This is a genomic window from Pantoea jilinensis (assembly GCF_019104105.1).
Classification (GTDB): domain Bacteria; phylum Pseudomonadota; class Gammaproteobacteria; order Enterobacterales; family Enterobacteriaceae; genus Pantoea; species Pantoea eucalypti.
Genome location: NZ_CP077748.1, coordinates 385485 through 409037, shown reverse-complemented (window position 1 = coordinate 409037; position 23553 = coordinate 385485). Strand labels below are relative to the sequence as shown.

The 23553-nt window shown below is 52.3% G+C and carries 25 protein-coding genes; 13 read left to right on the top strand and 12 right to left on the bottom strand.

The window, feature by feature from the left end:
• The first annotated feature begins 227 nt into the window (after positions 1-227).
• Positions 228-833: a hypothetical protein gene (locus KTJ90_RS21410; RefSeq protein ID WP_003851698.1), complete on the top strand. Its 606-nt coding sequence runs from the start codon at positions 228-230 to the stop codon at positions 831-833.
• 228 nt (positions 834-1061) lie between these two features.
• Here the strand turns inward: KTJ90_RS21410 and KTJ90_RS21405 are convergent, their stop codons facing one another.
• Both KTJ90_RS21405 and KTJ90_RS21400 read right to left on the bottom strand, forming a co-directional pair.
• On the bottom strand, positions 1062-1475 hold the full coding sequence (locus KTJ90_RS21405; RefSeq protein WP_499026878.1) for a hypothetical protein: 414 nt from the start codon (positions 1473-1475) through the stop codon (positions 1062-1064).
• On the bottom strand, positions 1459-1659 hold the full coding sequence (locus KTJ90_RS21400; protein ID WP_008924791.1) for a hypothetical protein: 201 nt from the start codon (positions 1657-1659) through the stop codon (positions 1459-1461). The genes KTJ90_RS21405 and KTJ90_RS21400 overlap by 17 nt, the downstream gene beginning before the upstream one ends.
• 382 nt (positions 1660-2041) lie before the next feature.
• On the opposite strand from KTJ90_RS21400, the gene KTJ90_RS21395 reads away from it, so the two are divergent.
• On the top strand, positions 2042-2479 hold the full coding sequence (locus tag KTJ90_RS21395; RefSeq protein ID WP_008924790.1) for a VOC family protein: 438 nt from the start codon (positions 2042-2044) through the stop codon (positions 2477-2479).
• Between the two features lie 160 nt (positions 2480-2639).
• Here the strand turns inward: KTJ90_RS21395 and KTJ90_RS21390 are convergent, their stop codons facing one another.
• Together KTJ90_RS21390 and KTJ90_RS21385 are read right to left on the bottom strand one after the other, a co-directional pair.
• The gene (locus KTJ90_RS21390; RefSeq protein ID WP_003851694.1) at positions 2640-3260 is read right to left on the bottom strand and encodes a protein phosphatase CheZ; all 621 of its coding nucleotides are present in this window, start codon (positions 3258-3260) and stop codon (positions 2640-2642) included.
• Between the two features lie 167 nt (positions 3261-3427).
• Positions 3428-4102, bottom strand: coding sequence for a hypothetical protein (locus KTJ90_RS21385; protein WP_140915965.1), 675 nt, complete (start codon positions 4100-4102; stop codon positions 3428-3430).
• Between the two features lie 213 nt (positions 4103-4315).
• Between KTJ90_RS21385 and KTJ90_RS21380 the strand changes: the two genes are divergently transcribed.
• Entirely contained in the window at positions 4316-4627 is a 312-nt protein-coding gene (locus KTJ90_RS21380; protein ID WP_140915964.1) for a cupin domain-containing protein, read from the top strand.
• A gap of 21 nt (positions 4628-4648) precedes the next feature.
• Here the strand turns inward: KTJ90_RS21380 and KTJ90_RS21375 are convergent, their stop codons facing one another.
• Positions 4649-5359: an alpha/beta hydrolase gene (locus tag KTJ90_RS21375; protein WP_192377993.1), complete on the bottom strand. Its 711-nt coding sequence runs from the start codon at positions 5357-5359 to the stop codon at positions 4649-4651.
• 105 nt (positions 5360-5464) lie between these two features.
• A complete protein-coding gene (gene gstA, locus KTJ90_RS21370) occupies positions 5465-6070 on the bottom strand; it encodes a glutathione transferase GstA (protein WP_140915962.1) in 606 nt (201 codons plus the stop codon).
• Positions 6071-6193: 123 nt separating this feature from the next.
• Here gstA and KTJ90_RS21365 point away from each other — a divergent pair, with 123 nt between their 5' ends.
• A complete protein-coding gene (locus tag KTJ90_RS21365; protein ID WP_181405308.1) occupies positions 6194-7078 on the top strand; it encodes a LysR family transcriptional regulator in 885 nt (294 codons plus the stop codon).
• Positions 7079-7199: 121 nt separating this feature from the next.
• Here the strand turns inward: KTJ90_RS21365 and KTJ90_RS21360 are convergent, their stop codons facing one another.
• From KTJ90_RS21360 to KTJ90_RS21345, 4 genes are all read right to left on the bottom strand, one after another.
• Positions 7200-7382 (bottom strand): hypothetical protein, encoded by a 183-nt coding sequence (locus KTJ90_RS21360; RefSeq protein WP_499026866.1) that lies wholly within the window; start codon positions 7380-7382, stop codon positions 7200-7202.
• Positions 7366-7494, bottom strand: coding sequence for a hypothetical protein (locus tag KTJ90_RS21355; protein WP_499026864.1), 129 nt, complete (start codon positions 7492-7494; stop codon positions 7366-7368). The genes KTJ90_RS21360 and KTJ90_RS21355 overlap by 17 nt, the downstream gene beginning before the upstream one ends.
• Before the next feature lie 99 nt (positions 7495-7593).
• Complete coding sequence (locus KTJ90_RS21350; RefSeq protein WP_499026862.1) at positions 7594-9453, bottom strand: M48 family metallopeptidase; 1860 nt, start codon at positions 9451-9453, stop codon at positions 7594-7596.
• A 365-nt stretch (positions 9454-9818) separates the two neighbouring features.
• The gene (locus tag KTJ90_RS21345; protein ID WP_033762506.1) at positions 9819-10256 is read right to left on the bottom strand and encodes a DUF2628 domain-containing protein; all 438 of its coding nucleotides are present in this window, start codon (positions 10254-10256) and stop codon (positions 9819-9821) included.
• 394 nt (positions 10257-10650) lie between these two features.
• Between KTJ90_RS21345 and KTJ90_RS21340 the strand changes: the two genes are divergently transcribed.
• Together KTJ90_RS21340 and KTJ90_RS21335 are read left to right on the top strand one after the other, a co-directional pair.
• Entirely contained in the window at positions 10651-10992 is a 342-nt protein-coding gene (locus tag KTJ90_RS21340; RefSeq protein ID WP_003851674.1) for a hypothetical protein, read from the top strand.
• Positions 10993-11063: 71 nt separating this feature from the next.
• Positions 11064-11621 carry a hypothetical protein gene (locus tag KTJ90_RS21335; RefSeq protein WP_140033817.1) on the top strand — a complete coding sequence of 186 codons (558 nt, stop codon included), beginning with the start codon at positions 11064-11066 and terminating at the stop codon, positions 11619-11621.
• Positions 11622-11770: 149 nt separating this feature from the next.
• Here the strand turns inward: KTJ90_RS21335 and KTJ90_RS21330 are convergent, their stop codons facing one another.
• Positions 11771-12889: an ABC transporter ATP-binding protein gene (locus KTJ90_RS21330; protein WP_140915960.1), complete on the bottom strand. Its 1119-nt coding sequence runs from the start codon at positions 12887-12889 to the stop codon at positions 11771-11773.
• Between the two features lie 325 nt (positions 12890-13214).
• Here KTJ90_RS21330 and KTJ90_RS21325 point away from each other — a divergent pair, with 325 nt between their 5' ends.
• From KTJ90_RS21325 to KTJ90_RS21300, 6 genes are all read left to right on the top strand, one after another.
• A complete protein-coding gene (locus tag KTJ90_RS21325; RefSeq protein ID WP_105099660.1) occupies positions 13215-14435 on the top strand; it encodes an extracellular solute-binding protein in 1221 nt (406 codons plus the stop codon).
• Complete coding sequence (locus tag KTJ90_RS21320) at positions 14435-15784, top strand: carbohydrate ABC transporter permease (RefSeq protein ID WP_373681462.1); 1350 nt, start codon at positions 14435-14437, stop codon at positions 15782-15784. The genes KTJ90_RS21325 and KTJ90_RS21320 overlap by 1 nt, the downstream gene beginning before the upstream one ends.
• Before the next feature lie 10 nt (positions 15785-15794).
• Positions 15795-16646: a sugar ABC transporter permease gene (locus KTJ90_RS21315; protein ID WP_003851665.1), complete on the top strand. Its 852-nt coding sequence runs from the start codon at positions 15795-15797 to the stop codon at positions 16644-16646.
• Between the two features lie 3 nt (positions 16647-16649).
• Positions 16650-17843 carry a glycoside hydrolase family 53 protein gene (locus KTJ90_RS21310; protein WP_499026854.1) on the top strand — a complete coding sequence of 398 codons (1194 nt, stop codon included), beginning with the start codon at positions 16650-16652 and terminating at the stop codon, positions 17841-17843.
• Positions 17844-17884: 41 nt separating this feature from the next.
• Positions 17885-19957, top strand: a complete 2073-nt coding sequence (locus KTJ90_RS21305; protein WP_033762501.1) for a beta-galactosidase — start codon at positions 17885-17887, stop codon at positions 19955-19957.
• Between the two features lie 449 nt (positions 19958-20406).
• Positions 20407-20724 carry a PTS sugar transporter subunit IIB gene (locus tag KTJ90_RS21300; protein WP_003851663.1) on the top strand — a complete coding sequence of 106 codons (318 nt, stop codon included), beginning with the start codon at positions 20407-20409 and terminating at the stop codon, positions 20722-20724.
• Positions 20725-20830: 106 nt separating this feature from the next.
• Here KTJ90_RS21300 and KTJ90_RS21295 read toward each other — a convergent pair whose 3' ends face one another.
• The gene (locus KTJ90_RS21295) at positions 20831-22093 is read right to left on the bottom strand and encodes a maltoporin (protein WP_003851661.1); all 1263 of its coding nucleotides are present in this window, start codon (positions 22091-22093) and stop codon (positions 20831-20833) included.
• Positions 22094-22359: 266 nt separating this feature from the next.
• Here KTJ90_RS21295 and KTJ90_RS21290 point away from each other — a divergent pair, with 266 nt between their 5' ends.
• On the top strand, positions 22360-23430 hold the full coding sequence (locus KTJ90_RS21290; protein WP_003851659.1) for a LacI family DNA-binding transcriptional regulator: 1071 nt from the start codon (positions 22360-22362) through the stop codon (positions 23428-23430).
• Positions 23431-23553: the final 123 nt, after the last annotated feature.

The window sequence follows — 23553 nt, the reverse complement described above, 5'->3', positions numbered from 1 at the left end:
GGTGCAGGCAGGAAACAGAATAGCACGCAGCCGGTGTGAGAGTGAGAATTGATAAAATATCACGCCCCCTTCTTTACTTAGATCGATATGCGAACTTGCCCTAAAAAGCGAGGTCTGCCCCGATTATGTTACTCTGTGCAGAAGACCGGGCCTCATCTGAACGCAGTCTGTCAAAATAATTACATTGTCCGTACCTTCTCTCCGAAGCTAAATAAAATGAGAATAATATGAATAAAAGCAGTCTTAAAACCTTTCACCTGTTACGTATTCTGATGCTGACGTGCGTACCCATGTTTTTACTGGGTTGTGCCAGTGCATTATGCCCTTTTGGCAGCTTTGAAGGCACGGTTCCGGACTTTAAAAATAGTTACTGGAGATCCACTGAAAAACATCCGGCTAAGTCTGATGAACAAGTCCAGGAAGAATGCACTCATGCTGCCGACGCTGAGGAGCAACGCCTTTCGCAGGTCTATCTGCAGTTGTGTAAAACCGGCCAGTTAACCGCCGAAAATCAACGATTTGCACAGAAATTACTGGTCAATCCACTCTATTCTGGCTTGAAATCAGCAAAAGCCGTACCACAGGATAAGTCCGTTAATACAGTTGAAGCCCAGCTGAGACGGTCGATTTCTGGGAGCGATAACGCTAAGTATTTCAAAGAAAATTGTGGCTATTACATTGAAAAAAACGCAGCCGAACGGACCAGCACCCTGCTGGGTTTACAGGCAGGGGATTACAAAAAGGAGGTTTTTAAACAGTGCATGGCAGAAAATCATATGGCGCTCATTGTTCCACAGACTGAATTCAGCCGGTGCAAGTCGATAGGATGGTAAACAACCCAGGCCTGACCTCTACTTCAGGTGAACAGGTAAAATGATGACATTGGCCATTTACGCTCCTTACCCCAGACAAACAGTGCTATGCAGGCAGATCTAAAATTAAATGCGGGCTTTGCTATAGAATGCATGAGCCCGGAACAACATTAAATATGCTGAACAGCGTTCATGCCAGGCGGCGCGTTCGCCGTTTACCTTCGGTCTGCACTATCTGATGTATACGCATCATTCCCAGTAAACCAGGTAAGCAAGTGCAGCAGCTGAACAGAAAGCATAGGGGCTTAAAAGCAAAATATCCGAATAAGACGCCTCACATATCCTGATAACAGGCCATGCCAGTATAAACAGCCACATGAAGAGCACAGAGTACACAATACAAAAGCTCCCCTTCAGGGCGGCATCAGGATAAAATCGCTTCGAAATCATCGCTAATGGCATGCCGATTATCATTGTTCCCATCGTGGTCCCAATAATACTCATCGTAACGATGAAAAAATAAATAAATATGAGGCCCATTATCGGTGCACTGTCTTTCCCCAGGGAAAGATAGATTAAAACCAGTAATGAACCCACGAGACTACTAAATGTTGCTGATATCACAGATATCCTAATCCAGTTATCGTCAATAATGTTCGCCATAACTCTCTCTTTGTCTGAGCAGCTTTATTGATGCACCGTACCCGCTAAAATTTTCGGCACGAGGTTTGACTGCAAAACAGGCTTCAGGCACAGCATCCTCATGACGACCTGCGACGGGCATCCTGACAATAAGGACATAACGCCGCCAGTCAGTTTTTTTGGAGCAGGCCAGCATGATTGTCATCCCTTTTCCTGGTGAGTTTTATTCTACGAGCCTTTTGCATGTGCCATAAAAATTTTTAAGCATAACTATCTAATTCGAGTAAGGCGACAACATCTGCTTATGGCACAAAGCAGACCTACGTACTGCAAGGTCCGCTATGAGCAAAAAACGAAAGATCGCAGGACCTCTCTGATTGATAAAAACTTGCAACGCAGTCCCATAATTTTCCTCAGGGATTAATAAATATGCATAGCTCTCACGCTGGATAATCAGAAATATTTCAGTCAGGTCAGCCTTAACTATATGTTTTAATGAGTAAACTAACTCCGCACTTATCGTGAAGTACTAAAGCAGAGATTTCAGATAGTTTGGTGCTTAATTTTTAAACTCAGCAGGTAACTTCATGATAAGAAGAGTGGATCACGTTGGTTTTTCAGTTAAAAACATTGATGAGTCATTATTCTTCTGGACTCATATTCTCGGAGGGGAGTTATTACGCGAAGGGAAAATGTCTGGGCCCATCATTGATGAAGTTACAGGCGCAAGGGGGGCTGATGTACGAATGGCGTTGCTTGAGCTGGCTGGCATCAAAATTGAATTACTCCAATACGATAACATTAAACAGCCAGCAGAACCCTCAGCACCCTACATCCCCGGCTATGCTCACCTTGCGTTTATAGTTGAGGATCTGGATACGCTCTTGCGCAAAGTATCGGAGTATGGCTGGAAAACACCAGGTAAACCTCAGACAGTCTTATCAGGTCCCATGCAGGGAACCAGAGTAATTTATTTACAAAGCCCCGATGGACAGACGCTGGAGTTGATGGAGCACGGTCAATGAAGTCCACCTGTCATAGCCCGTTATCGGCTTATTTGAAACATTGATCTTTGCAATGTCCGCTTCTGGCACAATACGGGCCCACATCAGGACCGGCGGGTTGCCCTGGCGCAAACCCTCTTCTTATTAAGTGTGAGTGTTCGGCAGGCCTCTTTCTGTCGGCCTACATTCCCAGACTGGCCAGCAGGTCATCCACATCATCCTGACTGGCAGGCGTTTCTGATGCGGAAGCGGGTTTAGAAGGCGCATTACGTTCGGCGCTGCTATGTGAGCCTGCGTTATCACGGATGACCTGTATCAGTTGCTGCTCCGCCTGGTTCAGCACGGCCATCATCGCCTGCACAATTTGTCCTGTAAGATCCTGGAACCCCTGCGACATCATTATCGCGTGCAGTTGCTGTTGTGTCAGACCCGTGACACGAGGGACGTCATTCAGCAAGGCAACGGTATCTGTAGCTAATGCCTGGGTCTGTTCTTTGTCTGACAGCGTCCCGGAAGTGGCATCCCAGCGTTGTGTGAGTTTCTCCGCTTTTTCTCCCAGCTCAGTTTGCAGCGGCTGCGTGATTTCCACGCTGTTGATTACGCCCTCTGCTGCTTCGCGGGTCATTGTGACGACATAACCCAGCCTTTCACGGGCGTTCGGAATGCTTCCCGCCACATCGGCAATGGTTTTATCAAGCCCCAGCTGTTGCAGACTGTCGCGAAGCTGCCGCAGGATGTGGCCAGCACGCGCCGTAATTTCGCCAATTTCCTGATGCTTACTATGAATGTCGGATGGTGACATGGATGTTGTTTCCTGCGTACAGAGTGTCGATACCTGAGGTTATCGGCAGCTCTCGGCAGATTTTTAAATTTCCCTGGAATTTTTCCTCAGGTAAAAAGTGACATGATGACAATGAGGCGGCATTGGCTGAACGTCATCAGGCTGGTGGAAGCGAGAAATAACCCTGATTAAATCGTCAATGGGTAACATATCGTCCAGTTATAGTTGACCCTCGCCAATTTTAAATCCCCGGTAACATCGCCAAAATTAACGGCCTGGCGTTCAAAAATATACTGACGCAGAGAAGTGGGTAGAAAATCGGCGCCGTAGCGCAGAAGGGTGCTGTGCCAGAAAGGGGCGGGTAATGGGCTGCCACTGTGACGCAGCTGCAATTCATTCTTCCATTGAGAATTCAAAACGCTTTCGCAGAAGGACTGGCGCATAGCGATTGCAGTACTGTCAGGGATTCCCGCCAGCAACAACTGGCTGGGCAACGCAACCAACCGAAGGTCTCGTATAACGATTCGTTTTGCATCAAATCCAGTCCAGATCTTCGTCAATTCTGCCACTTTTTCTGGCAGTGGCTCGTTTTCGTTCATGAACGGCAGAGTCAGGGGCAGGAAGGTAAAATGGAAACCCTCCGGGGGAAGAACATCAGCAAGAGGGTCATCTTTTGTGAGCTGCTGCAATTCACCAATAAGACGCGAGACATCCAGAGAAACTGGGGGCTGAATACCCGAGGCAAGAGCCAGCCTGACAGGATCGTAATAGTTTCCCTGTTTAATATCCCCAACTCCTGCATTTTTCGCCCAGATGGCGGTGGTGTTTTCGTTTGTTGAACGATAGAGGTTTTGCAGACTCATCGATGACAGACCTTTTGGAATTAGAATGAATACAGGCTTTTACCCTGCTATTTCTGCCCGGTATTTTACGCTATTCAATTAATTATTTAGTGTTCACCTGCCCTTAAACAGACAATCAGGGGACAGATCAGGACAACATAAAGCGGACGCATAGAATCCATCCAGTCTCTCTGATATTGATGACGCTAAAGCACGTCTGTTGAGGGAGAAAAGATGAATTTTTTTAGCAGTAAAGAATTTACTGGCTCAAGAGCATGGGACTCACTGCATATTGCCAGCTTTGATAATGTCAGCGTGAAACTTCACTGGACCGATCAGCCTTACAAGTGGCACATCAACGATGGGCAGGAAGTTTTTGCTGTCATGGATGGATGCGTTGAAATGCAATATAAGGAACAGGGCGAAGTTAAAAGCCGTGTTCTCAACGCCGGTGATATCTTTTACGCCAGTGAAGGAACCGAGCATATCGCGCGCCCACAGGGCGTCGCACGCGTGCTGGTTATTGAAAAAGAGGGCTCGGTTTAATCAGAGTGTTTCTTTATCGGGTCAGGCCTGATAATCCGTGACGAAACAGGATATCTCCTCTCCCAGACTGAGCAGAAATGATTCGCGTGAAGGGTGGGTATCTATTATGTGCGGCGGCAGCGTGTTCATAAAAGTAAAATGGCCCGCATCCTTAACCACGCAAACATCAATTACCGTTTCTGATTCTGATTGCATAAACAGCGCTTGCGACGGCGGTGTCAGAGTGTCCTTTTCGCCTGTCCAGATCTTCACCGGTACATTGAGGGATGCGAGTGCCGAGGGGGCTTTAAAAAAGTCCGCCGCAGGCGCTAACAGGAACAGTTGATTTAAAACCTGACTGCCTGCAAACGTCACCTTCTCTCCGGCTCGGGTCCACGCCTCCGCGCCGACTTGCATCAACAGAATCACGGCGCCGAGGGAGTGCCCGACACCGGCAATCGATTCATAATCATGACCAAAATTATCCAGAGCGAGGGCAAGCCTCTGGCTACGATCCAGCAGGTCAATCTTTGAGGGTGTGGGTGAGGTCAACCGATCAAAATGCGGTGCGACCACCGCAATACCATTCCGGTTAAAGGTCTGCAAGAGCGCCAGATGACGCAATGGACTTCCTCCAGCACCGGCTGCGAAAAGGATGCATTGCCTGGCCTCTTTCGCCCTTAATAGCGTGACCTCGAAATCCTTACCGGCATGCCGGATGACAGCGGTTTCCACCTTCTCGCTGTAAATCATAAAGCCGACTCCCTGCTGAAACATGAGTCCCGTGATACTAACCCATCGCGTGTGAAACGATAGTTTTTGCCCACTCCGGAACCCGGCCTTGCAGTTTTGCTGCGCTTACTGCGACGCCTCTGACAGTAATGCCGCCTGCACAGCAGGGCGCGCGCTGATCCTCGTCCGATAAGCCACCAGCGCTGGCCAGCGCGCCAGTTCAATGTTGAAGAATTTGCACCAGCCCAGCACGGTGTACAGATAGGCATCAGCAACGCCGAACGACGTCCCCATCAGAAAGGCTTTATCGGTCAGCGAAGTCTGCAGATAGTCGAACCGCCGGAACAGCTTCTCGCGAAAAATCGTCAGAACATTGTCGGGCAGGGACGTGTTAAACAGCAGCGCAGACCCCGCATGAATTTCACTGGTAATAAAGTTAAGCCACTCCTGCAGACGAACCCTCTCCCAGCTTCCTGCTGGCGGTGCCAGCTTGCTTTCTGGTTTCAGGTCAGCGAGATACTGCACAATCGCTGGCCCTTCCGTCAGTATCTGCCCGTCATCCAGTTCCAGCGCAGCGACATAGCCTTTGGGATTGATTGAGCGAAAGTCATGCCCGTCAGCGGTGAGCTTGCTCCTGTTATCCACTTTAACCAGCTCAAACGCTATTGCCAGTTCACGCAACACGATGTGGGGCGAAAGCGAACAGGTATCCGCGGCGTAGTAAAGTTTCATCTTTTCTCCGATAACATTAAAAGCGGGTAGCGTGTGTTGTGCCTGAATACACTGTGCTCAGTTTCACTGTTGCTGTAAAATTAATGTTTAATAAATTAACTATAAGCCTGGCTACTGATGACTATGATGAATCTTCAACACTGGCGCCTGCTGGTGGCGGTGGCTGATGCCAGTAACATCTCGCGCGGCGCTGAAGTGACGGGCATGACCCAATCTGCTGCCAGTCAGGCGATTGCCCAGTTAGAGTCCTCGCTGGGGTTCCCGTTGTTCGTGCGGGAGCGTCGTCAGATCGGTATAACCGCCCTGGGTGAGCAGGTGATTGAACATGCCCGAACGATGGTGGCGCAGCTCAATGCTATTCGCGAACTGGCTGATGCGCACAGGGGTTTAAAAGGGGAACGTATCCGGCTTGCCAGCTTCCCCTCGGTCACCTCTACACTTTTGCCTGGCTTGCTGCGGAGCTTTAAGCGTCTGCATCCGGACATGGATGTGGTGGTGCTTGAAGGGACTGATGAGGAAGTGGAGGCGTGGCTGGCAGCAGACACCGTTGAGCTTGGGGTGGTGATGAACCCCGCGCCCGGACGTGCTGACGTGATATTAGGACAGGACGCCTGGGTTGCGGTGATGCCTGCCAGCTCTTCGCAGGCTAGCGCGAACGGCATCACCCTGCAGGAACTGGCAGACCAGCCCTTTGTGCTTGCGACAGGCGGCTGCGTGGTGAATGGGAGAAGCCTGATCGAACAGGCGGGCCATCAGCTTACCGACGTGCGGGTAAAAGTCCGCGACTGGATCAGTGCCTGCCTGCTGGTGCGAGAAGGGATGGGGGTTGCACTGGTGCCGGAATCTGCCCTGCCAGCGGAGCTGCGCGGCCTGACCGTGCTGCCGGTAATCCCTGCGGTACACCGTGAGTTCGGGCTGGTCTGTTCACGCGCAGGAAAAGCTTCTGATGCCACGCAGATACTCCTGAAAGGCGTGCGAAAAGGGCAGGGACACCAGGCGGCATGCTGATCAGGCGGAACAATTGTCATCGCTCAGAATTCGCGTAACGGGTCGAAAAGCGGGTAAAGCCGGGGCTGATTCACAAGTAAAGCGCCTTGCTCGCCCAGCTCCCGCTTCCTTTCGGCAGCATTTAATCCCCCGTACTGTAAGGTGTTTTATCGCGGACCCGACGCATGCGATCTTTGCAGTCTTTCAGGAAGGTTTCCGCACTCTCCCGGAAGATGGACCAGGTTAATGGCTTGCCCGCTTCGCTGGCCGTTGCCTTTTCTGCCCCATTCAGCAGTGTACTGTAAGCATCAATCGCTTTTGTCATTCCGGCCACGTCGGGATTGGGTGAGGTAAACAGGATAGCCAGGCAGCACAAGGGCAGTCACCGTCATCGCGGGCATGCTGGCAATGCTGGCAATGCTTGCGCTTCTAAACACGATCGTTCCCTTCTTTATATGGTCAGAAATACAGACTGGAAATGGATATTCGCATTGGCTCCCTTATCAGCTGCGATGAGGGAGCCGATGACAAACGGCTTATGCGCTTTGCGACGCTTCGGCCGATTCTTCTTTCATTAATGCCCTGACCGTCTGATGGCGATGCCAGTAAAGGCCGAGAGTATTTTTAAAGGCTTCAATCTCTTTCTTCAGACCGGGTAAGGGGATCTCACTGCGCTTTTTACCTTTAGCGTTCGGCTGCTCATGCTGTAGGTAGAGCTTATCCCGGCCGAAATTACGAATGACATTGATGTTTTTTACGTTATCCCACTCCAGCAGTTCGGCGGTTTTCGGTGACACGATGCCCTGCCAGGTGATGACAATCTGCGAGCCATCTTTAAGCGTGTAAGGCACATTGGGGAAATGCTTCAGCACCAGCGCGGTTTCCATCTCACCCTCAGGCTGATAACGCCAGGCCAGGCTTTCCTCATGCACTGAAGAGAAGTCGCGTTCATATTTCTGCCACAACTGCTGTTCGATCTCGTTGGCAACCGGCATCAGATCAACCCAGCTCTCGGCCGGGAAATCGGCGGCGACCGCTGCATAGTCGGCTTCGTCAATGTTGTATCCGACGTTGCGCATCCTTTCTGCCAGCGGCGGGTGTGAGTCAAAGGGGTGCGGCACATTCTGTTCGCGGACAACGCTGATAAAGTCCGGAGACGCGACATGCTCAGGCAGACCGGCAGCGATAGCTTTACTGATCCCCAGTTCATTTTCATGCAGCGTCCGGTTATTAAAGAAGTTTCGCTCAACTTCACTGCGGTAACTGGCATAGGCGGATACTTTGATCAGCGATTCGATAATCGCGGCGGGGGAGACCAGCGTTGAGGCATTGCGATCCGCCACAAACTCACGTTCACGGCTGTTGCGCTGCCATGCCAGCTCAAACAGCATGCGATAGAGGTAAAGCGGATAGTACACGATCAGTGTTGCCAGATTCTGACCCATCAATTGCATGTAAAGGTCAAAGCGATGCAGCTTCGGTCCCAGCAGTGCGCCGGAAGCGGTGTCACCTTCATGCAGGTGTGTCAGCTCATGGACCATCACGCCATCAGCCTGCGCAACGGTGAGCTGACGCAGCAGCGGAATGCTGACATAGAGTTTACGACCGGTAAGCGGGTGTCCGTTTACGCTGAGTGGGGCTTCCGTCACGTAAAAGTTGGTATCGATGCCCGCAACGATATGATCGGGGGGCGTGGTGCCGACTCTGGCGGCCAGCATATCAATCTGTGACCAGAGTGCCGGAGCGGCTTCGCGGGTCACGACTTCACCTTCAATACTCTCTTCCGGCGGGAGTTTTTTGAAGATGCCTTTAATCATGTAATACATGCCGGCCAGCACCAGCAGGCCTACGGCCATCACCAGCTTTGGATAGTAGGTTTGCGTGAAGAAAGCGGTACCCCAGAATGAGAGCCAGACCAGCATGCCGCCCTGAACCATAACTTCCAGTGAACAGGCCAGCATCAGGAATTTGCGGGCCAGCGCCAGACTGATCACCTGTCCCTTGCGGCTTTTAAAAGCCAGCGCACTGAACAATAGCACCATTAGCAGGACAACGCCGCTGCCGATCAGCGTCCAGAAAGCCACTTTATCCATCATGTAGAACTGCCACAACTCGGATTGCGGTGCGCAGACGGCGTTTTTGTAATCCTGCAGACTTTCATCGACCGGGCCGCAGACGCTGGACGGCGGGTTCTGCTGCAAAAATGTCTGCAGTTTGCCGGTATCCTGATGTTGCTCCTGCGCATCGTTCATAAAGAACTGGGTGTACTGCTGATCGAGTTGCGCATTGCCGTATTCAGCAAAAACCAGAGTAATAACAGGTACCAGAAACAGTGTGAACAGCAGCCAGAGAAATACCTTCAGATAACCCTTTTTCAATTCCGTTAATGATTTCAAAATAATAACATCCTATATGTCAGTGAAAGGGAGAAGCTGCTGACATCAGGAAGTTCTCAACAAGAAAATCCTGGCCCCGACTATGCCGTGCGGGGCACGTAAGCGCTTCAGAGAGAGTGTAATGAGTGCAATGAGATTATAATCCAGTCTGAACTCATTTTGAAAAGCCCGGAAAATATTTCTGGATGTTTTTCATTGCCCGTTCGCTATTCTTCGGGCGGCTCACGTTGCTCAGGCATAACACCGATAATTTGAGTTAAAGTTTATTATTTATTTTGGTCAGCCTCCGCCATGAAGTTTAAAAAGCTGCCTTCCTGCTGACCCTATACCAGATTTTATATTTTGCCAGTTGCGCTGAAAAAAAATTACCAGCGCATCCCTTTAAAGGGGTTCCAGCCGTTATCGCCTTTTCGCTCTTTCAGGTAATAATTGTAATTCGTACTCATGCCGTACAGTGCATTAAAGCCATAGGCCAGGCCGCCCTGAAGATACCGTGGGAACTCCATGCCCGCTATCGCTAAAGCGATGATCAAAATAACATAAACAGCCATCATAATTAAAATCAGCATGATGTTCTTTTTCCACAGGCCGAGTACAAACAGATAAATCGGGCCAAAAATGAAGGCAATTAAATTCATGTTCACTCTGAATTTTTGCCTGAAAGGCAGTTGCTTCAGTGCCTGTCTGAAGCCGGGTGAACTGGGAGCACCATAACGGTCGAAAAAATCAAAGCGGGCCTGCCACCTCGCACTGTATTCTTTAGATCTGTTCTCTTTACCATTATTTTCAGTGAGTTGTTCCATATCAACCTCCATGCTTTACACGAAATCTGACGATCACCATACTGTTTCATCCGGATGACAGCGGCATAAATGTCTCCCACCTAAACAGCCGATGCAAATGTTAAAAACAGCGATATCACAGCCGCGACTCATTCAAACTAAAATAATAGCGCAGTGCAACAAACAGCAGTGCCGCATCCGGCGAGCAATATTAATGGCACACTGGATCCGGGATAAGCAACAACCTCAGGAAATAATCCTGGCGGCATCAGGCGTTTTATAACGAATCGGGCTGATATGCCCTGAACGGGGCAGGGAGAATATTAGCATCAAAGAAAATATCGCTACAATGATAAAAATATGTTAATTTCAAGAAAATAATTTCTCGTTCCTCACCCATCTATAGGATATAAATATGATCGCCTGGAGCGGAGTCGGGTTTTTTGTCGCACTATTAATTTGTGCTGCTTATCTGCTGTGTAAATGGGTGCTGGATTTTTATTACTACGATGGTTTTTTTGTCGCGCATTTATGGGCGACAGGCGCAACGCTCATCGTTGCTGCCCTCTTTTGTGCGCTCTTCGTCTGGGCGCTCCGGCAGGAAAAATGGCTGGACTCCATCGCAACGGCGACCAAAAGTGAGCCGATGATGGCCCCCGAAAAAACCCACAACTTCTTTTTTATCCCCGTTCTTTACTGGCCGATAATTTTGTTATTGCTCGGTTCAGGGATCTGTATTTACGACCTGACCCGATAACGCCTCTGCCTCGCCGACACCCGATTCGGTGTCAGTGAAATGGAAATAGCCACTACACGAAGGAGTTCACGGTGAAATTACGTCAATCATTAAACATTATGGGTGCGCTCTGCCTGACGGCTGCACTTGGCAGCACCCCGATGATCGCATCAGCAGCCGAAGCGAAAACAGCACAGGCTGCAAACACGCAGAATCAGACGATCTCGTTGCTGGATGGCAAACAGACTTTCAACCTGCAGGGTTATGAAAAGCAGCCTGTTCCGGGCGGTGGACCTGGAACCATGTATGTAAACAAGCAGGAAAAACGCGTCTTGATCATTGGCGAAGAAGAGATCCCGCTGATTGCGCGCGGTGGCAGTGACGCTGATTTTCTTGAAGGCGGGAAGTCTATCAAAGACAAGCAGAAGCAGGCGTCACCTTCTTATACGGTGATCAGTGAGAAAACTGAGAATGACAATGGTCTGCCCGTTTATCACGTTGAAGCCACTGACAAAATGGGGGGTAATGATGTTCAACAGGCGACGCTGCTGGCGGTTGCCAACAAGAAATTCTCCGTTATTCAGGTGGTTTCAAATCACAAAGATAAAGCTGGCCACCTGAAAGCGGTTAATAACATTCTTGGTAAATAAGCCGGGACAGCGGGTCAGTAAGAGAAGGGATTACGGGTGAGTCATGCGTTTACTCAGCCGGTAATGCCTTCTCTGTCCCCGGTTTTTTCCAGGTCTTAAAACATAAAAGGCCGTTTCCGGCCTCTCGTTATCTCCCCCAGATACTCACTTCAGGCCGCACGCACCTGAGGCATTTCAATATCCCTACTGATGCGTGCGCCCTCGGCATCAAATACCATGCAGTGATGCGGATGGAAAGACGGACGCAGCGTCTGGTAAGGGCGGAAATGCACATCACCCGGCAGCAGCATTTTGAAGCCGTCGTGGCCGTGGCTCTGACCAAACAGATAGGTGTTGTTGCCGAGTCGCTCAACCACCTCACAGTGGAAGTCGATGTTCAGTGGCGCATCGCCGTTGATCTGTAACTGTTCCGGCCGGATACCCAGCGTGATCTCATCACCGGGCTGCAGCTGACGGATTGGTGAGGGGAGTTGCAGCCGGTGTTCGCCGTCATTTATCAGGGCGACCAGCCCGGAGGGGCCACACTGCTCCACGCGCGCGGGCAGGAAATTCATCTTAGGTGATCCGATAAAGCCCGCGACAAAGCGGTTAATCGGGTTGTAGTAGAGTTCCATGGGCGAACCGACCTGTTCCACCTTGCCGTAATTCATCACCACAATCTTATCGGCCAGCGTCATCGCCTCCGTCTGATCATGTGTCACATAGACCATGGTGGTTTTCAGCTCCTGATGCAGCTTAGCAATGTGCAGCCGCATATCGACACGCAGTTCCGCATCCAGGTTCGACAAGGGCTCATCAAACATAAACACCCGAGGATTACGCACAATCGCGCGGCCAATCGCAACACGCTGACGCTGCCCGCCAGAAAGTTGTTTAGGTTTACGATCCAGCAGATGCGCCAGCTGCAGCGTCTTCGCCACCATCTCCACCTGATGCTGAATCTGCGCTTTTGGCAGACCGTTTACTTTCAGACCGTAACCGATATTCTCCGCCACCGTCATATGGGGATAGAGCGCGTAACTCTGAAACACCATCGCCACGCCGCGGTGCGAGGGTGCGACATCATTCATCACCTCATCCCCAATCAAAATCTCGCCTTCACTGATCTCTTCCAGACCGGCAATCAGCCTCAGCAGCGTGGATTTACCGCAGCCTGATGGACCGACAAAGACGGCAAATTCACCGGCCTCAATATCGAGCGCAATATTTTTCAGCGTTTCTGTTTTACCAAAGCGTTTGGTGACGTTTCTCAATCTGATACTGGACATGCTAATCCTCACAACAAGATGTCTGGCGGCTAAAATGTATGACGTATAACAGTTGATCATTTTTCACGTCAGCCCTGATGGTGCCTGTGTTGACTATAACGTTCAGCCAGAGTGCACCCTATCGCTGTTTTTGATTTCTGTAATACCGATCACACATTGGTGCAAACGGGCTGGAGCGCAGCACCTGTTCCGCGTAGCTTATGGCTCAAATGCGATACGTTATTCACTCTTCACATGCCTGATAAATCCTTATTCAGCGTGTGTCTGAAAAAAGAACAACAGCAAATGACAGCTAAAAATGTCATACCTTCACACGAGGCCAGCAATGAAAATTAAAATCAGCGTTACGCTACTCCTGTCAGCATTGATGCTTAATCAATCCGTCTGGGCCGCTCAGCAACTTACCGTCTGGGAAGACATTAAAAAGTCAGACGGCATTAAAACGGCGATCGCCGATTTTCAGAAACAGTTTGGCGTTGAAGTGAAAGTACAGGAGATGCCGTTTGCACAGCAGATCGAAAAGCTGCGCCTGGATGGTCCGGCAGGCATCGGACCCGATGTGCTGGTGATCCCCAACGACCAGCTTGGCAGCGCAGTCGTGCAGGGCCTGCTGGCACCACTGAAAATCGACACGGCAGAACAGAGCGCCTACACCCCGTCAGCGATGGCGGCTTTTACTCAGAACAACGTGGTCTATGGTGTCCCCAAGGCGGTTGAAACGCTGGTGCTGATCTACAACAAAGATCTTTTGCCTGCGCCGCTGAAAACCCTGGATGAGTATCGCGTGTTCTCGCAGAAGCAGCGCGAGGCAAAACAGTATGGCTTGCTCGCGAAGTTTGACCAGATTTACTACAGCTGGGGCGTGATGGCGCCAATGGGGTCTTACATCTTTGGCAAAGACGCTAAAGGCGCGGTTAACACCAAAGATATCGGGCTGAACACGCCAGGCAGCGTGGAGGCGGTGACTTACCTCAAGCGCTTCTTCAGCGAAGGATTGCTGCCAGGCGGCATCATGGGCGACAACGGCCTGAACGCTATCGACTCCCTGTTTACCGAGAAGAAAGCGGCGGCGGTGATTAACGGGCCATGGGCGTTCCAGCCCTATCAGGCTGCCGGTATCAACTATGGCGTGGCACCGCTGCCACTACTGCCCAACGGCAAGCCAATGAGCTCCTTCCTGGGTGTAAAAGGCTATGTGGTGTCCACCTGGAGTAAAGATCAGGCGCTGGCGCAGAAATTCCTCACCTTTATTAACCAGCCGCAGTATGTGAAAGAGCGCTATCAGAAAACGCAGGAGATCCCGCCCGTTACAGCATTGATGAACGATCCGATTATTAAAAATGATGAGAAGGCCAATGCGGTCGCAGTGCAGGCGGCACGTGCGTCAGCCATGCCAGGCGTACCAGAGATGCAGGAAGTGTGGGGGCCGGCCAATGCGGCGCTGGAGCTGAGCGTTTCAGGCAAGCAGGAGCCAAAAGCGGCGCTGGATAACGCGGTGAAGCAGATCACCATGCAGATTGAAGCGATGCAGGCCAGCAACCAGTAATGCGGGTTCGCGGGATAACCGTACAGGATAAGGATCAGAGTGTGGCTATATCTTCCGATGAACATCTGGTGACGGCTAAGCCGCCGCGTCGTCATGCGACCACCGGTGCGCTGCTGGCACTGCTGCCTGGCTTTGGCCAGTTTTACCACCGCCAGTGGGCGAAAGGGTTATGCTTTCTGATTCTGCTCAGCAGCTTTACCGGCGTCTTCCACGATTTTCTGCGTGAAGGATTCTGGGGGCTGTATACGCTGGGTGAATCAGTTCCGCGCGATAACTCCATTTTCCTGCTGGCTGAGGGGATTATCAGCGTGCTGATTGCCGCTTTCGGCGTCGCGGTATGGGGCGTGTCTGTGCGCGATGCGTGGGTCAATGGCGCCAGGCGCGACAGGGGCCAGCAGCTTAACAGCGTGCGACAGCAGTATCAGTTACTGCTGCGCGACGGCTTCCCGTATCTGATGATTTCGCCGGGCTTTATTCTGCTGGTATTCGTGGTGGTGTTTCCGATTCTGTTTGGTTTCGCCATCGCCTTCACCAACTACAACCTCTATCACACGCCCCCGGCGAAGCTGGTGGACTGGGTGGGGTTCAAAAACTTCATCAACATTTTCACGCTGTCGATCTGGCGCTCCACGTTCTTTGACGTGCTGCAATGGACGGTGGTCTGGACGTTGCTGGCGACGACGCTGCAGTGCACCGTGGGCGTGATGCTGGCGATTCTGGTGAATCAGAAAGACCTGCGCTTTAAGCCGCTGATCCGCACCATCTTTATCCTGCCGTGGGCGGTGCCGGGCTTTGTCACCATTCTGGTGTTTGCCGGGATGTTCAACGACAGCTTTGGGGTGATCAACAACGCGATTCTCGACTTCTTTGGTATCGCGCCTAAAGCCTGGATGACCGATCCGTTCTGGACCAAAACGGCGCTGATCATGATGCAGACCTGGCTGGGCTTCCCGTTTGTGTTTGCGATGACAACCGGCGTCCTGCAGGCGATCCCGGATGACCTTTATGAGGCCGCCATTATGGACGGCGCCAGTGCCTGGACGCGGCTGAAAACTATCACGCTGCCGCTGGTGCTCTACGCCATTGCGCCGATCATCATCACGCAATACACCTTCAACTTTAATAATTTCAACATCATCTATCTGTTTAACAACGGCGGTCCGGCCGTGGCGGGGTCGAATGCCGGCGGAACCGATATCCTGGTGTCATGGATTTACAAGCTCACCATGTCGTCGTCGCAATATGCGATTGCCGCCACTATCACCATTTTGCTGTCGATTTTCGTGGTAGGTCTGGCGCTGTGGCAGTTCCGCGCGACCCGGTCGTTTAAACAAGATGAGATGGCGTAAGGAAGCAAGTATGGCGAAGTCCGGCAGTATTAAACGCGAAAGGTGGATACGCCTGTCGCTGACCTGGCTGGTGGTGCTGGCCGTCTCGACCATCATTATTTATCCGCTGGTCTGGACGGTAGGCGCATCACTGAATGCAGGTAACAGCCTGCTCAGCAGTTCAATCATTCCGGAGAATGCGTCGCTGCAGCACTACCGCGACCTGTTCAATGGCACGGTGCCGTATATGACGTGGTACTGGAACTCGATGAAAATCAGTTTTCTGACCATGGTGCTGACGTTGATCAGCGTCAGCTGTACCGCCTACGCCTTTTCCCGTTTTCGGTTTAAGGGGCGGCAGAACGGCCTGATGCTGTTTCTGCTGCTGCAGATGATCCCGCAGTTTTCGGCGCTCATCGCCATTTTCGTCTTGTCGCAGCTGCTGGGATTAATCAACAGCCATCTGGCGCTGGTGTTGATCTATGTCGGCGGGATGATCCCGATGAACACCTATCTGATGAAGGGCTATCTCGACTCAATTCCCAAAGATCTGGATGAGTCGGCGCGCATGGACGGGGCAGGTAATTTCCGCATCTTCGTGGAGATCATCATGCCACTGTCGAAGCCGATTCTGGCGGTGGTGGCGCTGTTCTCTTTCACCGGGCCGCTGGGTGATTTTATTCTCTCCAGCACCATTCTGCGAACGCCGGAGCAGTTCACGCTGCCCATTGGCCTCTATAACCTGGTGTCACAAAAAATGGGTGCCAGTTACACCACTTATGCAGCGGGCGCGGTGCTGATCGCCGTGCCGGTCGCGGTGTTCTATCTGGCCCTGCAGAAATACTTCGTTTCCGGCCTCGCCTCAGGCAGTACTAAAGGATAAATCATGACGCCAAAAACATTGATTCTCGCCCTGGCACTGGCCTGGGCGACACCGCTGCTCGCCGCCGATCAGCCTGTCATCGCCTCTGGCGGGCCGTGGCCAGCCGATTTTATCAAGGGCGCAGATATCTCATCGCTGGCTGAGCTGGAGAAACAGGGCGCAAAATTTTACAACGCGAACAATCAGCAGCAGGACGCCATCGCCATTCTGAAAGCCAGTGGTATCAACACCATCCGGTTGCGACTGTGGGTCGATCCCACCGACGGCAGCGGTCACACCTACGGCGGTGGCGGCAACGATCTGGCGACCACGCTGGCGCTGGCGAAGCGGGTCAAAGCGGCGGGACTGAAGCTGCTGCTCGATATTCACTACAGTGATTTCTGGACCGATCCCGGCAAGCAGTTCAAGCCCAAAGCCTGGCAGTCGCTGACCTTTCCGCAGCTGGAAGCCCAGGTGCATGACTACACACGCGACACCATCGCCCGCTTTAAAGCGGAAGGTGTAATGCCGGATATCGTGCAGATTGGTAACGAACTTAACGGCGGCATGCTCTGGCCAGAAGGTAAGAGCTGGGGCCAGAACGGCGGCGAGTTTGATCGGCTGGCGGGTTTGCTGAAGGCCGGTATCAGCGGTTTGCGCGAGAACCTCAGCGATCCGCATCAGGTGAAGATCATGCTGCATCTGGCCGAGGGCACGAAAAATGACACTTTCCGCTGGTGGTTCGATGAAATCGTTAAGCGTGATGTCCCGTTCGATGTGATTGGTCTGTCGATGTACACCTACTGGAACGGTCCTGTCAGCGCTCTGAAAGCCAACATGGATGATATCTCACGACGCTATAACAAGGATGTCATGGTGGTGGAGGCCGCTTACGGCTACACGCTGGAAAACTGTGACAATGCTGAAAACAGCTTCCAGGCCAAAGAGGAGAAAGCGGGTGGCTATCCTGGCACGGTCGCGGGTCAGGCGGCATACCTGCATGACCTGATTAAGGCGGTGCTGGCGGTGCCGGACCATCGCGGCAAGGGCGTGGTCTATTGGGAGCCCGCGTGGATCCCCGCACCAGGCAATACCTGGGCGACACCGGCTGGCATGAAATATATCCACGACGAATGGAAACAGGGAAACGCCCGCGAAAACCAGGCGCTGTTTGACTGTCACGGCAAGGCGCTGCCTTCGCTGCAGGTTTTTCATTAACGCTTAGCGCTAACGCTAATGTCTTCCTCTGAGGAACAGGTATGAATAAATTTCCCCCGCTCAGCGCCCGGGTTAACCGGCTGCTGCATGGTGCTGACTACAATCCGGAACAGTGGGCGCATCAGCCGGGTATCATTAATGACGACGTTGAAATGATGAAGCAGGCGAACTGTAACGTCATGTCGGTGGGTATTTTCAGTTGGGCGAAGCTGGAGCCGGAAGAAGGCCGCTATGAATTTGGCTGGCTGGATGAGGTCATCGACACGCTGTGGCTGCAAGGCATTTCGGTATTTCTTGCAACACCCAGCGGGGCACGTCCGGCCTGGATGTCGCAGGCCTATCCTGAGGTGCTGCGCACAGGGCGCGATCGCGTTCCGGCGTTGCATGGCGGCCGCCATAACCATTGCATGACCTCGCCGGTTTATCGTCAGAAAGTGCAGGCGATGAACAGCAGGCTGGCGGCGCGTTATGCGCACCATCCGGCGGTGATCGGCTGGCACATTTCCAATGAATATGGTGGTGAATGTCACTGCGATCGTTGTCAGGAGGCCTTTCGCGGCTGGCTGCAGCGCCGTTATGAGACGCTGGAGGCGCTGAATCTGGCCTGGTGGAGCGACTTCTGGAGTCACACGTATAGCGACTGGTCACAGATTGTGTCACCTGCGCCACAGGGTGAGATGTCTATTCATGGTCTGAATCTGGACTGGCGGCGGTTTATGACCGATCAGGTGACTGACTTCTGCCGTGAGGAGATTAAACCACTGAAGCAGGCCAATCCCGATCTGCCTGCTACCACCAATTTTATGGAATATTTCTACGACTACGATTACTGGAAGCTGGCACCGGCGCTCGATTTTATCTCGTGGGATAGCTACCCGATGTGGCACAACGAGAAGGATGAGACCACGCTCGCCTGTTATACCGCGATGTATCACGATTTGATGCGCACCCTCAAGCAGGGCAAGCCGTTTGTGCTGATGGAGTCGACGCCGGGTGCGACCAACTGGCAGCCGACCAGCAAGTTAAAGAAGCCGGGTATGCATATTCTCTCTTCACTGCAGGCGGTCGCCCACGGTGCGGACGCGGTGCAATATTTCCAGTGGCGCAAGAGCCGGGGTTCGGTCGAGAAGTTTCATGGCGCAGTCATCGATCATGTCGGTCATCTGGATACGCGCACCGGTCGTGAAGTGAGTGAACTGGGCCGGATGCTGGCCGCTATGACGCCCGTAATGGGCAGCCGGGTCGAGGCGCGTGTTGCCATTATTTTCGACTGGGAAAGTCGCTGGGCGATGGACAACGCTCAGGGGCCGCGCAATCTGGGTCTGCATTACGAGCGCACGGTAAACGAGCATTATCGGGCGTTCTGGGAGCAGGGTGTTGCGGTAGATGTGATTAATGGCGACAGCGATTTCAGTGGTTACGATCTGGTGATTGCACCAATGCTCTATATGGTGCGCGACGGTTTCGCGGCGCGTGCAGAGCAGCATGTTGAACGGGGCGGGCATTTCGTGGCCAGTTACTGGAGTGGCATCGTCAATGAGAGTGACCTTTGTTATCCAGGCGGTTTCCCGGGTCCATTGCGGCCGCTGCTCGGTATCTGGTCAGAAGAGATCGACAGCCTGACCGACGAGGAGTTTAACGGCGTGCGCGGTGTGCGCGGCAATGAACTGGGGCTGAGCGGCCCTTATCAGGCCAGAGAGCTTTGTGAACATATTCATCTGGAGGGTGCGACTGCGCTGGCCAGTTACGAGAGTGATTTTTATGCCGGCACCCCGGCGGTGACGATGAATCGCGTCGGTCAGGGCAAAGCCTGGTATATCGCATCGCGTAACGACCTGTCATTCCATCGGGATTTTTATGGCGCGTTGATTAAGCAACTGGGATTACCGCGTGCGCTGGCAGGTGAGTTGCCGCCGGGCGTGGTGGTTCAGCGCCGAACTGACGGTGAGCAGGCGTTTCTGTTTGTGCAGAACTTTACCGCTCAGACGCAGCAGCTGTCGTTGCCCGCCGGGCTGAGTGATTTGGTGGATGGCATGAGTGTTGGGGAATCGCTGACGCTGGGGGCGTGGGGGTGCAGAGTGTTGAGCGGACCTATGGCGCAGGGAGCGGTATAACCGGAGGCAGTAAGCGGTCAGGGGCAAATTTAGTGGCGGTGGCAGGCCGTTTGAGCACAGGCGCAGAGGACCAGCGCCCTGGGCAAAGACACAAAAGATGCCGCCCCTTTCCGCTCAACACAGGCTATTACGCACCTCATTCCTGAGGTGCGTCCGTTACTGCTCCAACGCGTTGCGTTGTTCAGAAACGCTCCCGGCGTTATTCTCCATGGCCCGTGATGCTTTGCTACAGGCACTGGCTCCCATCGCTTATGGTTTTGGCCTTGCCTGTACTAAGGTCTGAATTTAACTGTTTATAGGGAGCCGGTTTTTTAGAGGCTGCTAACAGGATAGATGCAGGAAGCGTGTATATTCAGTGAGCGTTCCCAGGCATGTCCCCCGCGTTTTCATTAATCAGTCGTGAGTGGCGGGCCATTGCCCGCCTTTTTTATTATCTGAAGGAGAACAACATGTTGAGTCTGAAATCGTTTAAGCAATATTTCAGTCGGCAGCCGCTGACGGTGGAAGAGCTTGAGGTAGACAGCGCACTACTGGAGCGTCTGGTGAACTGTTTTGGCGGGCGTGAGAATATTCAGCAGGTTGACGCCTGTTTAACCCGGCTACGGGTAAAAGTAACGTCGCTGAAGGCAGTTGATACGGCGGGATTACAGAAAGCGGGAGCGATTGGCGTGGTGATTCTGGGGCATGAGGTACATGCAATCTTTGGTAAGCAGTCTGACCAGTTGCGTCAGTTGCTGGAAGAACGTTTCTTTAAACCAGAGCAATAAACCGCTGTAAAAATATGATGCAAAAAAAATGGATAACCGTCGCCGGTTATCCAAATAAGCCCCTGCATAAGAGCTTAACAATGATCACAATGAGGAGACTGCTCTGTTACCACCAGGCTTCGACCTGTACGCCGAAGTTCCAGGTGTTGTTACTGGTGTTGTCTTTGAAGCTGTGTCCGTCTTCTGAATCATTCAGGTAAGAAGCAAACAGACGCAGTTCCGGACGAGACATAAATTCGGGACCGGCTGCCAGGCCCAGCGCCAGCGTATATTTCTGTCCCGCCGCTTTATAGTCGCTGCCCACTTTATTCTCATCTTTCTGCCAGAAACTGCCGACTTCGCCGATACCACGGACATACTGTGTAAACTGATACTGTCCACGGCCCACCAGCGACAGCAGCGTACTTTTGCTTGTCTGCGCGGTGATATCATCGGCTGAGCCCCAGGTGAAGACCTGATTCAGGGAGAATTTATCGGTTATCGGCAGCAGGCCGGTATTGATCACGCGATAGCCGGTGGCATTGCTGGTATCGTTCCACATGTCATACCAGCCGCCGCCCTGCGAGATCATGTTTTGTGCCAGGCCTTTGTTGGCATACTGGAACACCAGTTTCTGATAGCCACCCCACATATCCTGACTGATCTCACTGGTGAGCATAACGCCGTTATCCGCGTCATACAGGCCACCATATTCTTTCTGTTTGTTCGTGGTGTTCGGCATGGCGTAGTCAACACCAAACTCGGTCCAGGCACCGCTCCAGGGTTTCCAGCCGGCATAGCGAAGGTCGAGGTAGTTAATGTTGACGTCGTTATCGCCATCCACGCGGTAATCCACATCATTGGCGTCGCCACGAATCCACGCAAACGAGATAGCGCCCGGACCCAGGGTGTAGTTTTCGATACCGGCACCTGAACCGGAAATATTCCAGTATTTGGTATCAATGATATGCAGATCGTGACGCTGGTAGTAGCGTTTGCCGCCCCAGATCACGGCATCTTTGTCTCCCGGCACCAGTCCTTTTATCTGCAGGTTCAGCTGACGTAAACCAAACTGCGCATCATCGCCGAAGGTGGTTTCGTTATCGTTTGAGCCGTCGGAGAACATGCTGACCATGGTGTCGACATAGAAACTCACGTCGTCCTTTTTGTAGACCTCGCTGCCCAGCTCAACCTCGCCATAGGTGTCGGCTTCATTGCCAAGACGGCCGACCTTGTTTTTTTGATACTCTTCAATACCGCCATCCTGCGATACGCCCACGCCACCACGCAGATAGCCATGGAAATCAATGTTGTCGATAGCGGCATAGAGTGTCGGGGAGGTCAGGGCCGCAGCAAGCGCCACAGCAGCAGTACGTAACCTTGTTTCCATGTTATCCTCAATTTTTATTTGTAATACGTTCACATGACAGCGGCAGTAAACGTCTTTTGTCAGATGAGTGACAAATAAAATCGCGATAATGTGTGACGCACTGCAAATAAAGCGGCGCTATTTGTAACGATTAGTGAATTGGATCACCAAATTTTACTATGTGAAGGTATTACTTTTACTTTTTATTTCCGCAATGTGACTGCGGCAGCCTGGCTGTCACTGCGGCTGTGATACCATGCCGACTTCGGTCATCAGGGATGCGAATTATGAAATCAAAAAATGCCACCTTAGAGGATGTCGCCCGTCATGCTGGCGTGTCGTATCAGACGGTTTCACGGGTTTTGAATAAGTCGGCAAATGTCTCGGAATCAACGCGGCGCAAGGTGGAGCACTCCATTGAGACCCTGCGTTACGTGCCTAACAGACTGGCGCAGCAGCTGGTGGGTAAGCAGAGCACCACGCTTGGTCTGGTGACAACATCGCTCGCCCTGCATGCGCCTTCTCAGGTGGCCGCCGCCGTTAAACGTTATGCAAATGCTGCGGACTATCAGGTACTGATTGCGATGATTGATGAGAACGTCAACCAAAGCCTGCAGGACTGTATCAATGAACTGAAGTCTCAGCGGGTGGATAAAGTCATTATCAACGTCCCGCTGGAGAGTGCTGACGCAGAACAGGTCGTGGAGGAGAATCAGGACATACTCTGTCTGTTCCTGGATGTTGATCCCTACAGTTCGGTGTTTAACGTTTCGTTTAACCCGGCTGACGGCACTCGCGCCAGCGTCAAATATTTGTATGAGCAGGGGCATCGCGAATTCGCGCTGCTGGCCGGGCCTGAGCAGTCGGTCTCTGCCAATCTGCGGTTGAAGAGCTGGCTGGATACGCTGGAAAGTTATCGTCTGAAGCCGGTCAGTGTCAGCCACGGCAATTGGGATGCGCAGAGTGGTTATAACGGTGTATTGCAACTGTTGCGGGAAGCGCCGGAATTCAGCGCGCTGCTCGTGGGCAATGACCAGATGGCGCTGGGTGTGCTGAGCGCACTGCATCAGCGCGGCGTGGCGGTGCCGGGGCAAATTTCGGTGATTGGCTACGACGACACCTATGAAAGCGCCTTCTTCCATCCGGCGTTAACCACGGTATCGCTGGATCTGGATTTACAGGGTAAAGAAGCGGTGTCGCGTCTGTTGTTAGCCAGTGAAGAGGATGATCAGCGTTCCTCTTCCATTCTGCCAGCAAAACTGGTGGTGCGCAGTTCAACCGGTAGCGCCGGGCAGCAGCAGCGGGATTTAAAGCAGATTGCCGAACAGTTGCGGCTGATCGCCAGCCGGCTTGAGTAACCCGACAATTCCTGAAGATAAAAAAGCACAAGAACGCACCGCTGCTATGCTCAGATCAGGATAATTATTCTGAATGTCGGACAGATTGCCCGATTATCTGATGCTGTCGTGACGTGCATTCTG

Excerpts from the sequence above, each read along its gene's own strand:
- KTJ90_RS21410 (WP_003851698.1), top strand. The coding sequence starts at position 228 with ATGAATAAAAGCAGTCTTAAAACCTTTCACCTGTTACGTATTCTGATG.
- KTJ90_RS21405 (WP_499026878.1), bottom strand. The coding sequence starts at position 1,475 with ATGGCGAACATTATTGACGATAACTGGATTAGGATATCTGTGATATCA.
- KTJ90_RS21400 (WP_008924791.1), bottom strand. The coding sequence starts at position 1,659 with ATGACAATCATGCTGGCCTGCTCCAAAAAAACTGACTGGCGGCGTTAT.
- KTJ90_RS21395 (WP_008924790.1), top strand. The coding sequence starts at position 2,042 with ATGATAAGAAGAGTGGATCACGTTGGTTTTTCAGTTAAAAACATTGAT.
- KTJ90_RS21390 (WP_003851694.1), bottom strand. The coding sequence starts at position 3,260 with ATGTCACCATCCGACATTCATAGTAAGCATCAGGAAATTGGCGAAATT.
- KTJ90_RS21385 (WP_140915965.1), bottom strand. The coding sequence starts at position 4,102 with ATGAGTCTGCAAAACCTCTATCGTTCAACAAACGAAAACACCACCGCC.
- KTJ90_RS21380 (WP_140915964.1), top strand. The coding sequence starts at position 4,316 with ATGAATTTTTTTAGCAGTAAAGAATTTACTGGCTCAAGAGCATGGGAC.
- KTJ90_RS21375 (WP_192377993.1), bottom strand. The coding sequence starts at position 5,359 with ATGATTTACAGCGAGAAGGTGGAAACCGCTGTCATCCGGCATGCCGGT.
- gstA (WP_140915962.1), bottom strand. The coding sequence starts at position 6,070 with ATGAAACTTTACTACGCCGCGGATACCTGTTCGCTTTCGCCCCACATC.
- KTJ90_RS21365 (WP_181405308.1), top strand. The coding sequence starts at position 6,194 with ATGATGAATCTTCAACACTGGCGCCTGCTGGTGGCGGTGGCTGATGCC.
- KTJ90_RS21360 (WP_499026866.1), bottom strand. The coding sequence starts at position 7,382 with ATGACAAAAGCGATTGATGCTTACAGTACACTGCTGAATGGGGCAGAA.
- KTJ90_RS21345 (WP_033762506.1), bottom strand. The coding sequence starts at position 10,256 with ATGGAACAACTCACTGAAAATAATGGTAAAGAGAACAGATCTAAAGAA.
- KTJ90_RS21340 (WP_003851674.1), top strand. The coding sequence starts at position 10,651 with ATGATCGCCTGGAGCGGAGTCGGGTTTTTTGTCGCACTATTAATTTGT.
- KTJ90_RS21330 (WP_140915960.1), bottom strand. The coding sequence starts at position 12,889 with ATGTCCAGTATCAGATTGAGAAACGTCACCAAACGCTTTGGTAAAACA.
- KTJ90_RS21325 (WP_105099660.1), top strand. The coding sequence starts at position 13,215 with ATGAAAATTAAAATCAGCGTTACGCTACTCCTGTCAGCATTGATGCTT.
- KTJ90_RS21320 (WP_373681462.1), top strand. The coding sequence starts at position 14,435 with ATGCGGGTTCGCGGGATAACCGTACAGGATAAGGATCAGAGTGTGGCT.
- KTJ90_RS21315 (WP_003851665.1), top strand. The coding sequence starts at position 15,795 with ATGGCGAAGTCCGGCAGTATTAAACGCGAAAGGTGGATACGCCTGTCG.
- KTJ90_RS21310 (WP_499026854.1), top strand. The coding sequence starts at position 16,650 with ATGACGCCAAAAACATTGATTCTCGCCCTGGCACTGGCCTGGGCGACA.
- KTJ90_RS21305 (WP_033762501.1), top strand. The coding sequence starts at position 17,885 with ATGAATAAATTTCCCCCGCTCAGCGCCCGGGTTAACCGGCTGCTGCAT.
- KTJ90_RS21300 (WP_003851663.1), top strand. The coding sequence starts at position 20,407 with ATGTTGAGTCTGAAATCGTTTAAGCAATATTTCAGTCGGCAGCCGCTG.
- KTJ90_RS21295 (WP_003851661.1), bottom strand. The coding sequence starts at position 22,093 with ATGGAAACAAGGTTACGTACTGCTGCTGTGGCGCTTGCTGCGGCCCTG.
- KTJ90_RS21290 (WP_003851659.1), top strand. The coding sequence starts at position 22,360 with ATGAAATCAAAAAATGCCACCTTAGAGGATGTCGCCCGTCATGCTGGC.